Annotated in this window: 15 protein-coding genes and 1 pseudogene; 7 read left to right on the forward strand and 9 right to left on the reverse strand. The window is 69.9% G+C overall.

The window, feature by feature from the left end; all coding sequences use genetic code 11:
* Positions 1-7: 7 nt before the first annotated feature.
* The 4 genes from ACFYP0_RS05590 to ACFYP0_RS05605 form a co-directional block, all read right to left on the reverse strand.
* Positions 8-283 carry a hypothetical protein gene (locus ACFYP0_RS05590; RefSeq protein ID WP_386994558.1) on the reverse strand — a complete coding sequence of 92 codons (276 nt, stop codon included), beginning with the start codon at positions 281-283 and terminating at the stop codon, positions 8-10.
* Between the two features lie 101 nt (positions 284-384).
* Positions 385-1,269 (reverse strand): pyridoxal-phosphate dependent enzyme, encoded by an 885-nt coding sequence (locus tag ACFYP0_RS05595; protein ID WP_386994559.1) that lies wholly within the window; start codon positions 1,267-1,269, stop codon positions 385-387.
* A 63-nt stretch (positions 1,270-1,332) separates the two neighbouring features.
* Positions 1,333-1,866 (reverse strand): hypothetical protein, encoded by a 534-nt coding sequence (locus tag ACFYP0_RS05600; RefSeq protein WP_124857084.1) that lies wholly within the window; start codon positions 1,864-1,866, stop codon positions 1,333-1,335.
* Between the two features lie 211 nt (positions 1,867-2,077).
* Positions 2,078-3,205 carry a DUF4185 domain-containing protein gene (locus ACFYP0_RS05605; protein ID WP_124857082.1) on the reverse strand — a complete coding sequence of 376 codons (1,128 nt, stop codon included), beginning with the start codon at positions 3,203-3,205 and terminating at the stop codon, positions 2,078-2,080.
* Positions 3,206-3,448: 243 nt separating this feature from the next.
* Here ACFYP0_RS05605 and ACFYP0_RS05610 point away from each other — a divergent pair, with 243 nt between their 5' ends.
* The 3 genes and pseudogenes from ACFYP0_RS05610 to ACFYP0_RS05620 form a co-directional block, all read left to right on the forward strand.
* Positions 3,449-4,270 carry an FG-GAP repeat domain-containing protein gene (locus ACFYP0_RS05610; protein ID WP_386994562.1) on the forward strand — a complete coding sequence of 274 codons (822 nt, stop codon included), beginning with the start codon at positions 3,449-3,451 and terminating at the stop codon, positions 4,268-4,270.
* 19 nt (positions 4,271-4,289) lie between these two features.
* On the forward strand, positions 4,290-6,341 hold the full coding sequence (locus tag ACFYP0_RS05615) for an N-acetylmuramoyl-L-alanine amidase (RefSeq protein WP_386994564.1): 2,052 nt from the start codon (positions 4,290-4,292) through the stop codon (positions 6,339-6,341).
* Positions 6,342-6,443: pseudogene (locus tag ACFYP0_RS05620) on the forward strand (alpha/beta hydrolase-fold protein); the annotation flags it as partial.
* On the opposite strand, the gene ACFYP0_RS05625 reads toward ACFYP0_RS05620, so the two are convergent.
* The gene (locus ACFYP0_RS05625; protein WP_386994566.1) at positions 6,421-6,702 is read right to left on the reverse strand and encodes a GNAT family N-acetyltransferase; all 282 of its coding nucleotides are present in this window, start codon (positions 6,700-6,702) and stop codon (positions 6,421-6,423) included. The pseudogene ACFYP0_RS05620 and the gene ACFYP0_RS05625 overlap by 23 nt on opposite strands.
* Before the next feature lie 4 nt (positions 6,703-6,706).
* Entirely contained in the window at positions 6,707-6,910 is a 204-nt protein-coding gene (locus ACFYP0_RS05630; protein ID WP_386994568.1) for a hypothetical protein, read from the reverse strand.
* Between the two features lie 265 nt (positions 6,911-7,175).
* Between ACFYP0_RS05630 and ACFYP0_RS05635 the strand changes: the two genes are divergently transcribed.
* Positions 7,176-7,886: a DNA alkylation repair protein gene (locus tag ACFYP0_RS05635; RefSeq protein ID WP_386994569.1), complete on the forward strand. Its 711-nt coding sequence runs from the start codon at positions 7,176-7,178 to the stop codon at positions 7,884-7,886.
* A 35-nt stretch (positions 7,887-7,921) separates the two neighbouring features.
* Here ACFYP0_RS05635 and ACFYP0_RS05640 read toward each other — a convergent pair whose 3' ends face one another.
* On the reverse strand, positions 7,922-9,136 hold the full coding sequence (locus tag ACFYP0_RS05640; protein WP_386994571.1) for an FAD-binding oxidoreductase: 1,215 nt from the start codon (positions 9,134-9,136) through the stop codon (positions 7,922-7,924).
* Between the two features lie 260 nt (positions 9,137-9,396).
* Entirely contained in the window at positions 9,397-10,200 is an 804-nt protein-coding gene (locus ACFYP0_RS05645) for an LLM class flavin-dependent oxidoreductase (protein WP_386994573.1), read from the reverse strand.
* 161 nt (positions 10,201-10,361) lie between these two features.
* Here ACFYP0_RS05645 and ACFYP0_RS05650 point away from each other — a divergent pair, with 161 nt between their 5' ends.
* The gene (locus ACFYP0_RS05650) at positions 10,362-10,868 is read left to right on the forward strand and encodes a MarR family winged helix-turn-helix transcriptional regulator (RefSeq protein ID WP_386994574.1); all 507 of its coding nucleotides are present in this window, start codon (positions 10,362-10,364) and stop codon (positions 10,866-10,868) included.
* A 72-nt stretch (positions 10,869-10,940) separates the two neighbouring features.
* Here the strand turns inward: ACFYP0_RS05650 and ACFYP0_RS05655 are convergent, their stop codons facing one another.
* The gene (locus ACFYP0_RS05655; RefSeq protein ID WP_124857158.1) at positions 10,941-11,768 is read right to left on the reverse strand and encodes an SAM-dependent methyltransferase; all 828 of its coding nucleotides are present in this window, start codon (positions 11,766-11,768) and stop codon (positions 10,941-10,943) included.
* Positions 11,769-11,979: 211 nt separating this feature from the next.
* Between ACFYP0_RS05655 and ACFYP0_RS05660 the strand changes: the two genes are divergently transcribed.
* Entirely contained in the window at positions 11,980-12,495 is a 516-nt protein-coding gene (locus ACFYP0_RS05660; protein ID WP_386994576.1) for a hypothetical protein, read from the forward strand.
* Between the two features lie 111 nt (positions 12,496-12,606).
* On the forward strand, positions 12,607-13,542 hold the full coding sequence (locus ACFYP0_RS05665) for a hypothetical protein (RefSeq protein ID WP_386994577.1): 936 nt from the start codon (positions 12,607-12,609) through the stop codon (positions 13,540-13,542).
* Positions 13,543-13,699 lie beyond the last annotated feature (157 nt).

Here is a 13,699-nt window from a genome sequence, read left to right on the forward strand (position 1 = left end):
TGCCAGCTCAGCCCTCGGTGTCGTCGCCGGTCGCCGGGAGGCTCGCCACGCCACGGGCCGCACGATCAACTCTGCCCGGCGGTCGGCCGGGTCGGGCGTACGCCGGACGTAGCCCAGCCGTTCCAACGGCCTGCTCCAGGCCGACCTCGACCAGTGGTCGGCCGAGGTCCTCGCCGAGTACCGGGTCGCCTACGGTTCCGGGTGGGGCGACTTCACCAACGACCATGTCGAGCGGATCGTCGGTCGGCAGCCGCGGACCTTCGCCGAGTTCGTTCGCGATCACCGCGAGCACTTCGCCAGCGTCTGATCCGTCGACAGCTCGGCGCGGTGCCCTCCGACGCGACTCCGCCGGAGGGCACCGCCGCGCGCGCCCGGTCGGTGCCCCTACAGCTCGGGGTGACCGAAGAGCCCCGGCAGCCCGCCGCTGTGCAGGAAAACGACCCGGTCGCCGTGCGGGAAGCTGCCGGCCAGCAACGCCGCCATCGCCCGACCGGTGTACGTCGGGTCGAGGAAGACCCCCTCCGTACGCGCGGTCACCTCCAGCGCCGCCCGGACGGCGTCGGTCAGCGTGCGGTACCCCGCACCCACCTGGGTGCCGTCGATCCGCAGGGCGTGCGGCTCGACCTCGCCGACGAGCAGCCCGGCGACGGTCGCCCGGGGGTCCGGCACGGCACCGACATCCACGCCGATCACCCGCTGCACGCCCAACTCCCGCACCAGGCCGGCCATCGTCCCGCCAGAACCGAGCGCCGCGACGACCTCGACCCCGTCGGCGTCGGGCAACTGGGCCCGCAGCTCCCGACCGCAGTCCACATAACCCTGGATCGACGCGGGAGCGGTGCCGCCGAACGGGATGACGTACGCCGATCGTCGCTCCGCCTCGGCCGCCACCACCTCGGCGAGCGGACGCTCTCCGCTCCAGACGATCTCAGCGCCGGCGAACCCGTCGAGCAGCAGGTTGCCTCGCCGACTCTCCGGGGGCGGGCCGGCGAGCACCAGCACACAGGAGAGGCCGAGCCGCGCGGTCGCGGCCGCGGTGAGCCGGGCGTGGTTGCTCTGCGGAGCCCCCGAGGTGATGACAGTGGTGGCGCCGTCGGCTATCGCCTGCGCACAGGTGTACTCGAGCTTGCGGATCTTGTTGCCGCCCCCGCCGAGGCCGGTGAGATCGTCACGCTTGAACCAGAGCTCGGCCAACCCCAGCCGGGCGGCGAGCCGGGGCGCGGCCTCCAACGGCGTTGGCCAGGTACCGAGGGGAACGGGTGTACTCATCCGTGCAGCTAAACACTCCCCGGCCCCGCACGCAGCTTCCTGGCCGTGGGCGCACCTCCGCGGCTATGCCCGACGTGCTGCTGCCCGGGGCAGCGGACCGACGTCAGCGTGGCGACCGGGACGGAGCGCCGCGTGCCGCTGCCCGGGTCCCGCTCCGTCGCGGGCGGCGAGCACGTCGGCCACCGCTCCGGTGGCGAACGCGTAGATGGACTTGTGCAACACGTCGATGGCGAGCTCGGGGCGGGGCCAGGTCAGCGGAGGCGCCCCCACGCCGGTGGCGTTCTCCAGGATCTGGTCGTTGGTCAGGCGCACCGCCGTGAACATCGTTGAGGCCCAGGGGCCGCGCAGCCCGGCCTGCGCCATGACGCTGCGCAGCACACCGACCAGTGCGCCCTGGCCGTAGTGCATCGCCAAATTCTGCCACCGGGGCTGCTGCCCGGAGGTTTCCGGCAGGCCGGTAAGCCTGGCCAGAACCTGGGCGGGCACGTAGGAGTCGGGCCGACCGGTCACCCGCTGTTCGATCTTCTCAGCGGCCGTCATCACCACCGCCCCGGCCATGCCCGCCACCAGTCCCTGCCACACCGCTCGCTTCAGCATGGTTCAGCCCTACCCAGCGATCAGGCACCCACACTCGCGATCGTCAGCGGACCTCATTCCGGACGACTGCCTGGTGCGCCACCGTTCGGGGCGGGTACCGCCCAATCGGGTCAAGACATGCCCCCTCCAGTTGTCAGCCCTGCCGTGCACGCGCGTCCAACGGTTCAGAGACGCGAGTGTGAGGCCACGACGAAGGCGGCTCGGCGGCCCGTCACACCGATCCGGTGAACTGACTGACGTGGTAGGCGGTGCTTCGGCCGTCCGGGGTGCGGGTCCATTTCGAGACCATGAGGTGCAGGTCGTCGGCGTTCCGGCTCGACCAGGGATGAATGAACCCACCGTAGAGCGCCGGCTCCTGCCAGCCCGTCAGCTGAATCTTCTCCCCCGTCCAGGCCCGGTCGGGTCCGGACGCGGTACGGGTGACCAGACACCCGTTCTGACAGTTGAGGTAGGACATCACCCAGGTTCCGTCGGCCAGCCGGCGCACCGATGGCTCGCCGAAGCGGCCGGTGAGGATGGGTGTGCAGGGCCTCCCCCAGCCCCAGTTGGTGCCGTTCCAGCCCCAGCCCTCGTACGACTCGGGGTAGAACAGCCGATCCCACCGGACGCGTCGCAGCATCATCGGACCGTCCTGCCGCCCGGACCGGACCGAGAAGACGTAGACGTACTCGCCGTCGCGCTGCATGGTCCACATCTGGAACGGGTCCTTGTTGTCCGGGCTGTTCCACCACTTCAGCGGCGTACGGATGAAGTCGTTGCCGTTGTCGGAGTAGGCCAACCCCGCGTAGCGGGACTTCCACTGCGGCCCGGCCGGGCCGGCGGAGTTCCAGTTCTCGATGCTCATGTAGGAGATGAGCTGCCGACCGGTCTCCGGAAAGCTGATGCCGTCGTTGGGGATGACGGTCACCTCGGGAAGACCGTCGATGCCGATGCCATAGTGGCCGTTGTGCATCAGCTCCGGTGCCCGTCCGTTGCCCGCGACGCGTGCGGCGCTGTCGAAGACGATTCCGCCCGGCGCGCCGGGGTGGACCGCGGAGCGCAACATGACCGGCGACCGCCAGTCGTTCGGCAGGGGCGGGCCCTCGGGCCACGGCGTGTCGAAGGTGTCGCCGAAGAGGTAGCCGATGGATCCGTTCTCCAGCACGTACGGGATGCCCAGATCGGTGCCGGCTACCCGCCATCGGCGACTGGTGTCCAGGTCCGCACCGGTCAGCCGCTTCTTCCAGACCGCCGCCTGGGCCGGAGCGGCCGTGGTCAGGATCGCGCCTACGGAACCGACCGCGCTGGCGGCCCCGATCGCGGCGGCGCGGCCGAGCAACGAGCGACGACGTATGCCCATGGCTGCCCTCTCCTGTCGCACTCGTCATTGCCCTGCCGCGTGATTGGACAGCGGTTGCGGGCGAGTAAACCCGCCGACGACAACCGCTGTCAATACCTGCCCGCCTTGAACGATGCTCTGAAGGAATTCTTCATAGAACATTGACTCTCATCAGCGCGCTGAAGAAACTCTCAGCAATCGGTCCCCGGTCGTGGGCGGTCCCGTTACGCCATCGTCGGCCATCCCGACCCGACGAGGAGCAGCGTGAGACGTATTCTCCTGGCCCTGCTGATGGCCCTCGGCGTCGCCGGCACGACGGTCCCGGCCATGCCGGCGCACGCGGACCCGGTCGGCACCCTGGCCTGCCCCTCCATCCCCGCCAACCGCGACCCGGCGGTCACCCTGGTCGTCTACCGGGTCGCCCGGGCCTACAACGCCAACGACAAGGTGACGCTGTCCGCCTTCGAGGCGGGCTGGGTCGAGTCACGCATGAACAACCTGCCGTGTGGCGACAAGTCGTCGCTCGGGGTGTTCCAGCAGCGCTGGGACTACGGGTGGGGCACTCCGGAGCAGATCATGGACCCGGTCTACGCCAGCACCCAGTACGTCACCCGGGCCATCGTCTGCGACCGTGACAACCCCGGATTCAGCGCGGGCCAGGTCGCCCAGTGCGTCCAACGGTCCGGCTTCCCCGACCGGTACGACCAGGCGGCCGCCACCGCCCGGGCCCAGCTCAACGAGGCGGCCCGCACCCACGCCATCGCCGGTGGATCCGCCACGGACGTGACCGGCGACGGCCGGGACGACATCGTCACCTTCACCTGCGATCCCAACGCCGACGTGTACGTCGCCACCTCCACCGGCACCGGCTTCGCCGGGACCACAGTGAAGTGGCACGACTTCTTCTGCCTGGCCGGCGAGTTCCCCTACCTCGGCGACGCCAACGGGGACGGCAGGGACGACCTCATCGTCTTCACCAAGGGCGCCACCAACGATGTCCATGTCGCGCTCTCCACCGGCACCGGCTTCCTCGGCGCCACCCGATGGCACGACTTCTTCGGCCTCAACGGCGAGACGACGCTGTGATCAGTGGATTGGAGATCTCATGCGACTGACCAGGCGCACGTGCACCCTCTTACTGGCGGCGGCGCTGGCCGGCCAGGTGGCGGTCGCGCCGGCCGACGCGGCCGGACCCGCGGCACCCGGCTCGCTCACCGCTGACTTCACCCGGGCAGCCGCCGAGTTCGACGTACCCCGGGACCTGCTGGTCGCCGTCGCCTACGGGGAGTCCCGGCTGGACGGGCACGGTGGCCTGCCCAGTCAGGCCAACGGGTACGGGGTCATGCACCTGGTCAGCAATCCCACCCAGCACAGCCTGGAGCGGGCGGCCACGCTCACCGGTGAACCGGTCGACCGCCTGCGCTCGGTCACCTCCGCCAACATCCGCGGCGGTGCGGCGGTGCTCCGCGACCTGGCCGACGACGAGGGGCTGACCGGCGGGGCACGCGACCGGCTCTCCGCCTGGTATCCGGTGGTGGCGCGCTACAGCGCGGCCGTCGACGCGTCGACCGCCCGGCTCTACGCCGACCACGTCTACGACCTGCTGCGTACCGGAATCGCCGCCGGAGCGGTACGGGTCGCGCCTCGACCGCTCCGACCCGAACTCGGTCGCTACGCGGGAGTCGCCCCTGCGGGCGCCGCCGGCGCGAACGTCGCGGCGGCCGTGCCGGAGTACGCGCCGGCCCGGTGGGTGTCCGCCTACGGCGGCAACTACCAGGCCGGCCGGTCGGCGCGGATAACCACTGTGGCGGTGCACGTGACGCAGGGGTCGTACGCCGGCACGGTGAGCTGGTTCCAGAACCCGTCGGCGGGGGTGAGCGCGCACTACGTGGTGAAATCGAGCAACGGCGAGATCACGCAGATGGTGCGCGAGGGCGACACGGCCTACCACGCGCGCTCGGCCAATCCATACGCGGTGGGCATCGAGCACGAGGGCTTCGTGGACAATCCGGCCTGGTTCACCGACGCCATGTACCGGTCGTCCGCCGCGCTGACCCGCTACCTCTGCGACAAGTACGGGCTGCCGAAGACCCGTGCGTCGATCAAGGGGCACAACGAGCTGCCCGGCAACGACCACACCGACCCGGGGCCGAACTGGAACTGGAACTACTACATCTCCCTGGTCAACGCCGGCGGCTCGGGGGGCCGGTACCTGGCCGGTTCACCGACGGACTTCACCGGCGACGGCCGTGACGACATCGTCGCGTTCACCCAGGGCAGCCTCAACGACGTCTACGTGGCCACCTCCACCGGCAGCGCCTTCGACGGTACCTCGGTGAAGTGGAACGACTTCTTCGGCCTCAACGGCGAGACCCTGCTCAGCGGCGACGTCAACGGCGACGGCAGGGACGACGTCGTCGCCTTCACCCACGGCACTCTCGGTGACGTCTACGTGGCCCTCTCCACCGGTACCAGTTTCGGCGGCGGTCAGAAGTGGCACGAGTGGTTCGCGCCGGGCGCGGAGGTCGGCGCGGTCGGAGACGTCAACGGCGACGGACGCGACGACATCATCGCCTTCACCCACGACACCAACGCCGACGTGTACGTGGCGTTGTCCACCGGCACGGGTTTCGGCCCCGGCCTGAAGTGGCACGACTACTTCTCCATCCCCGGCGAGTTTCCCGCGCTCGGCGACGTCAACGGCGACGGCCGCGACGACATCATCACCTTCACCCAGGGGCCGGCCACGGCGAGCGACGTGATCGTCTCCCTCTCCACAGGAAGCAGATTTGGCGCGCCCCAGAAGTGGCACGACCTGTTCGCCGTCGGGACAGAACAACCCCGCGTGGGCGACATCAACGGCGACGGCCGCGACGACATCGTCACCTTCACCTGCAACGCCGACGCCGACGTCTACGCCGCCGTCTCCACCGGCACCTCGTTCGTCGGCACCACAGTCAAGTGGAACGACCTCTTCTGCCTGCCCGGGGAGTTCCCCTACCTCGGCGACTACAACGGCGACGGCAAGGACGACATCGTCGCCTTCACCAAGGGCAGCTTCAACGACGTCCACGTCGGCCTCTCCACCGGCACCAACTTCCTCGGCGCCACCAAATGGCACGACTTCTTCGGCCTGCCCAACGAGACCACCTTCTGACGCGCGGTGGCCGGCTTCTCGATGGGCGACTTCGGTGCGCTGAAGTACGCGGCCAAGTACTACGGCCACTTCTGCTCGGTCAGCTCGCACTCCGGGCCGGCAAGGCCGCTGGTCGGGCGAGATACGCGGTCTTGATGTCGGGAGAGAACCCGCAGGCGCGGTAGAAACCGTGCGTCGCGGGGTTGCGCGAACCCGTCATCAGCATCGCCTTGTGGCAGCCGGCATCCCATGCCGTCCGGAGTGTGTCGGCCATGATCTGCCGCCCCAGACCGGTGCCTCGCCGTGATTCCTCCACGACGACGCCGAGCCGCCCGGAACATGCCCTGAGCGTAGCCAGAACCCCCACCGCGCCCGCTTCCACGTCGTTACCGGTCGACGTGTCTCATGCTGCGATACACCACGGTGATGATCAGGAAGAGCGTGCCGACGAGCACGAGGGTGATCACGGCGTTGACCGCCACGGGCAGGTCCTGAACGAGGTACTGCTTGACGTAGTTGCTGCCAAGGATGACGGGGACATAGATCCACCAGGGCGCCCACTTGCCGTTCTGCTGCTCTTCCCCGCTCACGGATGACCTCTTTCGACCTTGGTGCCAGGACCCCCGCCGACCGTGCGGCGACGCTGCATCCACTCTGGCCCCGAATGTCGGCCGTGCCATCGACACGGGGAACGAAAACGGCCTCATCAGTTGGTACTACGACCCAACCCGGACGCCGTAGTGGCGCGAGGCGCCGGGTGGGCACTTCTTCCGCCACGACCTGTTCGTTCAGGACCTCGATGGAATGCTCGGACGCCTACGCCGCGCGGGCTGACCCCCGGTAGCGTCGACGGTCATGGCCACCAGCGTCGACGTGCGTCGGGCACTCGCCAGCCTCGCCGATCCACGTCGAGCCGAGGCGTCGAGCCGGTTCCTCCAGATGGTCCCCGGTGGGTACGGCGAGGGCGACCGGGCCCTCGGTGTCTCCGTGCCCGACCAGCGCACGGTGGCCGCCCGGTTCTGGCGCGACCTCTCGCTGGCCGAGACGACGAAGCTGCTCATCGAAGGCGCGCACGAGGAGCGCTTGACCGCGCTGTTCATCCTGGTGCGGAAGTTCGCCAAGGGCGACGAGCAGGAGCGGGGTCGGATCTTCGACACCATCCTGGCCAACACCGCCCGCATCGACAACTGGGACCTGGTGGACTCGTCCGCGCCGTACATCGTCGGCCCCTGGCTGCTCGACAGGGACCGGAGCGTCCTGGACCGGTTGGCCGAGTCGAGCCTCGTGTGGGAGCGGCGCATCGCCGTCATGGCGACCTTCGCCTTCATCAGGGCCGGTGACTTCGAGTGGACCTTCCGACTCGGCGACCGGCTCCTGCACGACCCGCACGACCTGGTCCGGAAGGCGGTGGGCTGGATGCTGCGCGAGGTGGGCAACCGGGACAGAGCGGCGGAGGAGGAGTTCCTCGCCCGCCGCTACCGGGTCATGCCACGGGTCATGCTGCGGTACGCGATCGAGAAGTTCGAACCGCAGCGTCGCCGCGACTACCTGTCCGGCGCCCTTTAGGGCGTCTTCCGGAAGTGCTGGCCGGCCGACACTTCCTAGTCGACCGGCTCAGCCGGTGGGATGGGGAAGTTCCGGTTGAAGACGTTGTCCGGGTCGTAGCTGGCCTTGATGGCGCGCAGCCGGCCGAGGGTGGGCTCGGGCCAGGCATCCAGCAGTCGAGCCGGATCGGTGCCGCTCTCGAAGCTGAGATACAGGCCGTCGAGGTACGGGTACAGCTCGGCCCACAGTTTGTCGAGTTGGGGCCGGCGGTCCGGGACCGTGGCGGCGAGCACCGAGAAGTTCTGCTCGCGGTGTGGGTAGGCGGTCGCGTCACGGGCGACGTCGTTGACCGCCCCACCGACGGATCGCAACTGCATGATCATCACATCGCCGGAATGGATCATGTTTTCCATGAGGTCGGCCGCCTGCGGTGTGACGTGGTGCAACAGGCCGCTGCGGGTGTCCTTCAGCCCCTGCCCCCGATGCTGGTTGCCCGGCGGCACGACGATCGCCGGGTACGGCACGAGCTGCGCCTGCTGGTCGAGGATCGGCCCGATCTCCAGGAACGGGCTCAGGGCGGACTGCGCCGCCTCGACGTCGTCACCGGCGTACACGAGGGTGACCTGGGCAGCCGGGGGGTTGCCACGGCGGCCGGGAAAGAGGGAGACGAAGCTCGTCAACTCCCGTGGCGCGTCCTCGACCAGTCGGCCCCACCGGCGCAGCAGTCCGGCGGTGTCGGTCGCGTCCGCGACGAGCTGGGCGTGGACGACCTTGTCGACCTCGTACGCCTCCAGCTCCAGCGCGGTGACCACACCGAAGTTTCCACCGGCTCCGCGGATGGCCCAGAACAGGTCGGCGTGATGCTCGTCGTCGACGCGGAGCAGACGCCCATCCGCGGTGACGATCTCGGCGGCGACGACGTGGTCGATGGTCAGGCCGTGCCTGCGCGCCAGGTAGCCGACGCCGGCGGTGGTGGCGAGACCACCGACGCCCACGTCTCCGTAGTCACCCGAGCTCATGGCCAGGCCGTACGGGGCGAGCGTCTGGGCCACGTCGCCCCACCGGGCACCCGGCTCCAGTCGCACCCGACGGGTTGCCCGGTCGAGCACCTCGACCTTGTTCATCCTCGACATGTCGATGACGACTCCCCCGTCGTTCGTCGACCGGCCGCTGATGCCGTGCCCGCCGCTGCGCACCGACAGTGGGACATCCTGCGTCCGGGCGTACGACACGGCGGCGACCACCTCGGCGGCGTTCTGCGGACGGATCACCAGGGCCGGCGAGCCGTGCCAGCTGTAGGTGTGGCGTACCCGCTCGTACTCCTGGTCACCGGGCTCGACGGACCTGGCGGTCAGTGACGGCGGCAGCGCGTCGTAGTCGAGGCCGGGGTGCCGCTCGGCCAGCGCGACGGTCGTGCGGACCGGCCCGGTGCCGACCTGACCCCCGGTGCGCTCCTTGGCGACCGCCTCCCGCAGCGCGGGGGCGATCTCCTGCCCGAGGGTCTGAATGAGGCGTGGGTCGTCGCGCCCGATCAGGAAGGTGCTGAACCCCTCCTCGAGGACCAGCGGAAGGAGTTGGTCGACCCACTGCTCGACCGGCCCTGGAGGAAGCCGCGGCTGCGCGACGAGACGTCGACAGTGAACAGGTTGAGCAGCCGCCGGATCTCCCGGGGCTCGCGGCCCGCGGCGATGGCCGCATCGTCGATGAGCCGGTTGGCGGTCACCCGGTCCGGAGATCGCAGGTATTCCAGCGTCGGCAGCCAGCCGTTGGCCTTCTGGCCGGTCAGGGCGAGCATCTTCGGCTGGTACGCGCCGAGCCAGATGTCGATGTCATGTGCCGGCTTCGGGCCGCGTTGCATGCCGGGTACGGGGTAGTACTCCCCGTCCAGCCGCAGCGGTCCGGTGGCGGTGTCGTCCCAGACGCCGCGCAGGACGTCGACAGCCTCCCGCAGGGCCGCGACTCCCTGCCCCGCGGTCAGCCGACGTGCGCCCATGCCCTCGATCCCGTCCCAGAACGCGCCGGCGCCGAGGCCCAGTTCGAAACGGCCGTGCGACAACCGGTCCAGGCTCGCCGCGGCCCGGGCCAGAACGGCCGGCGGACGCAGCGGCAGGCTGAGGACGTTCCCGGAGATCCGGAGCCGCTCCGTGCGGGCGGCGACCCAACTCAGCAGGGTCCAGGTGTCGAGGAACTCCGCGTTGTACGGGTGGTCCTGGAAGGTGACCAGGTCCAGCCCCGCCGCCTCGGTCAGCTCGGCGAGCGCCACCACCTGATCCGGGTCGTGCACGCTGGGTGTCAGGAACGACCCAAACCGGAGTTCGTGCCCGTAGTCCGACATTGCTTCACCATCCACGCGATCGTTTGATCAACCTATCATGTGATACGCCTATCGTTTGTCAGACAACCTATCTTCGCCGCCAATCATTCCTGGGGTGCCGCAATGTCGGATCATGATCAACGTATCGGCCACTAGCATCGGGACATGTCCGTGACCGATCCGTGCGAACTGCCGGCCAACCGCAAGCGCGGTTCGAACTTCGGTTGGTCGCTGGGCATGGTGCTGCGCCGCTGGCACGAGCGCGTCGAGGAGCTGCTGAAGGACCTGCCGCACGGCAGTGGGGGTACCACATCCTGGCCGTCGTCGTGCACGAAGAGGTGCCCACGCAGGGGGCCCTGGCCGCTCGCCTGGCCATCGACCGCAGCGTGCTGACCTACGTCATCGACGACCTGGCGAACGCCGGTCTCATCGAGCGCAGGCCTGACCCCCAGGACCGGCGGGCCCGACGGGTCGTGGCCACCGAACGCGGACGCCAGACGCTCGCCGAGGCCGAGCGGCGGGTCGCCCACGCCGAGGACCACGTGCTGGGCGGGTTACCCGAGGAGCAGCGCAGGGTCTTTCGCGACCTCGCCGCCCGGGCCGCCGAAGCGATCCACGCCGCCGCACCCGCCACGGACCCCTGCGTGGCGGTGCAGAGCGTCCTTCCGCCAGCCGACCAGGCCAGCTGACCGTCCGTACCGCGCGGCGGCGTCGCCACCAGGAACGACCCACCCTGGTGGCGACGCCGCCGCGCGACAGCGTCAGCGCTTACGGCCCACCCCGCCGAAGGCGTCGATGTCGGCCGGCGTGTCGACCGCGTCGTCCGGGCGCCACTGCGGGCACGGCACGACGCCGGGCTCGACCAGCTCCAGGCCGTCGAAGAAGCCGGCGATCTCGTCGGGCGAGCGCAGGGTGTACGGGGTCGCGCCGGTGTCGTTGTAGTCGTCCTGCGCCTGCTGCATCTCGGCGCTGATCAGGCTCGTGCCGTCGTTCAGCGAGAGGTAACTGCCGCTCGGCAGTGCCGCCACCAGCTGCCGTGTGACCGAACGGGCCGCCTCGTAGTCGGGCACGTGACCCATGACGCCGCTGAGGATGAGACCGATCGGCTGCGCGAAGTCCAGCGTCTTGCCGGCCTCGGCGATGACCGCGGCCGGGTCGTGCAGGTCGCCGTCGATGTAGGCGGTCCTGCCCTCGGCCGTGCCCACCAGCAACGCGCGGGCGTGCACCAGCACCAGTGGGTCGCTGTCGACGTAGACGATCCGCGCGTCCGGGGCGATCCGTTGGGCCACCTCGTGCGTGTTGTTGGCGGTCGGCAGCCCGGTGCCGACGTCGAGGAACTGGCGGATGCCCGCGTCGGCAGCGAGGAACATGATCGAGCGAACCAGGAACTGCCGAGAGGCCCGGGCCACGTCGACGACGCCGGGGAAGACCTGGCGATACTGGTCCCCGGCCTCGCGGTCGACAGCGAAGTTGTCCTTGCCACCGAGCCAGTAGTTCCAGATCCGCGCCGAATGCGGCACCGACGTGTCGATCTTCTGCTGTACATCGGCCTCACCGGCCTCGTGCCGACCGGTCGTCGGCGATTCCATGGTCACGACGAAACCCCCCCCATGTCGAACGCGTAAGCGACGTCGTCGCGGGACGGCCCGGTCGAGGAAGTGGCCACCCGTGACCGTGCCACGGTATAGAAGGCCGAGGATTCTCACCACACCCGTCACTCCACACGAGACCGAGCCTGGTTGACTCGCTCGCCATGCTGGAACGGGAGGCCCGGTTCCCGTACCACCTCAGGAGGACCCCATGCGTAAGCCGGTCAAGACCGCGACAGCCCTCTTCGGGCTGGGCGTCGGCGTCGCGGTCGGACCCTCCCTCGGGCCGGACGCGGTCTGGCCCGGAGTCGCGGTCGCCGCACTCGGAATCGGGCTCTCCCTGATCGGCACGACAGAGTCCGACCTGGTGGAGGACGGCCTGGCCAACCGCGACGAGCCGACCGGCGTGTCCGGCGACGGAACGGGGACGGGCACCTCGGGCGTCGCGAAACGGCAGCGATCGAGCCCGGAAAGGCCGACACTCAGCGGCCTGGGCAACCGGGTGGAGCAGATCCTCCAACTCGCCGAGAAGCAAGGCGAAGACCACCTCAACGCCGCGAAGCTCGACGCCGAGAAGACGGTGAGCGCCGCTCGCCGGGAGGCGGAGGCGATCGTGAACCGCGCGCACGAACAGGCAGCCGGCATCACTCACACCGTCCGTGATCCGCGTTCGGCACCGCCCACCTCGGCGCTGTTCGGGTCCGACGACCCGACCCAGTCCGGCTAGGGCCTGCCCACGCCGATCGCCGCCGGCCCCGTCGGTACGTCCCTCCTGCGAGGGAGCGCCTTCCCCTGTCAGCGGGGTCCGCCCACTGCGGCCCGCCGGCAGGATCGGTGCATGACGACATCGACACGAATCGTCAGGCGGAGCCTCCATGGCCTGACGTACGCAGTGCTCGGCTGGGCCGTGGCATACGGGGGCGTGCGTCTGGCCTGGACGGTCGGCGAGGCTCCGGAGTTCGGGCGGCTCGGGCTGGACCTGCTCGGCTTCACCGGCTGGTGGTCGGTGGCGTTGTGTGCGGCAGCGGGCGGGCTGGCGGTTGCCCTGGACCGGGTGGCGACCTGGCGGCCGGCGCTCGCGGGGCTCGCCTGGACGGTCGCCGGAGCGCTGGTCGCGGCCGCCGCGATCCTGCTGCCGGAGCTGGTGGGCTTCCTGCTGTTCACCGTCGGCCCGTTCTTCGACCCGCTGGCGTTCGTCAGCCGGCTCGGTTGTGTCACCGGAGCGGCACTGCTCGCTCTGGCCACCGCGCGCTATCAGCGGCGCACCCGGGGCGACTGCCCAGCCTGCTGCCGGACGGTCCGACCGGGCACGCGGCGCTCGGCACCCGCGCGATGGGCGCGCTGGGCCGCGTGGGCCGCCGTGGGCGGTCTCGTGACCCGCTTCGCGGCCCAGTTCGTGGTGGGGTTCGACCAGGTCGACCAGAGCGCCTCCCTGCTGGGGTTGGAGATCGGCCTGGTGCTGGCCGGAGTGCTGTTGCCGCTGGCGCTGGTGTACCACTGGGGTGAGGTCTGGCCGGGGTGGGTGCCGCTGCTCGCCGGGCGCACCATTCCTCGTCCGCTGCTGCTGGTGCCCGGTTTCGGGCTCGGGGCGGGCATCGTGGCCTACTTCGGCATGGGAATGGTGCAGGTGACGTCGGGCTCGCACAGCGAGTTCTCCGACGCGTTCCTGTGGGCGGCGATGTCGGCGTACCTCGTCATGGGGGTGGGTCTGGTAATCGGGTCCACCGACTACCACCTGCGCAATCGGCGGCAGTGCGGCACCTGCGGCCGGTGACGGCACCACTGACCGTGGGTCGATTGCATTGACAGGAGTCGTTGGACGAATTAACTTGCTGGAATCAGCACCTGGGAGCGCTCCCAATCCTTCCGCCGCCCACACCATCGCTGAATCTCGCCGCAGACGAGCCCTCCCGAGGCCTGGAAGCCACCAC

Origin of the sequence: Micromonospora arida, assembly GCF_042873195.1 — a bacterium.
Lineage (GTDB): Bacteria > Actinomycetota > Actinomycetes > Mycobacteriales > Micromonosporaceae > Micromonospora > Micromonospora arida.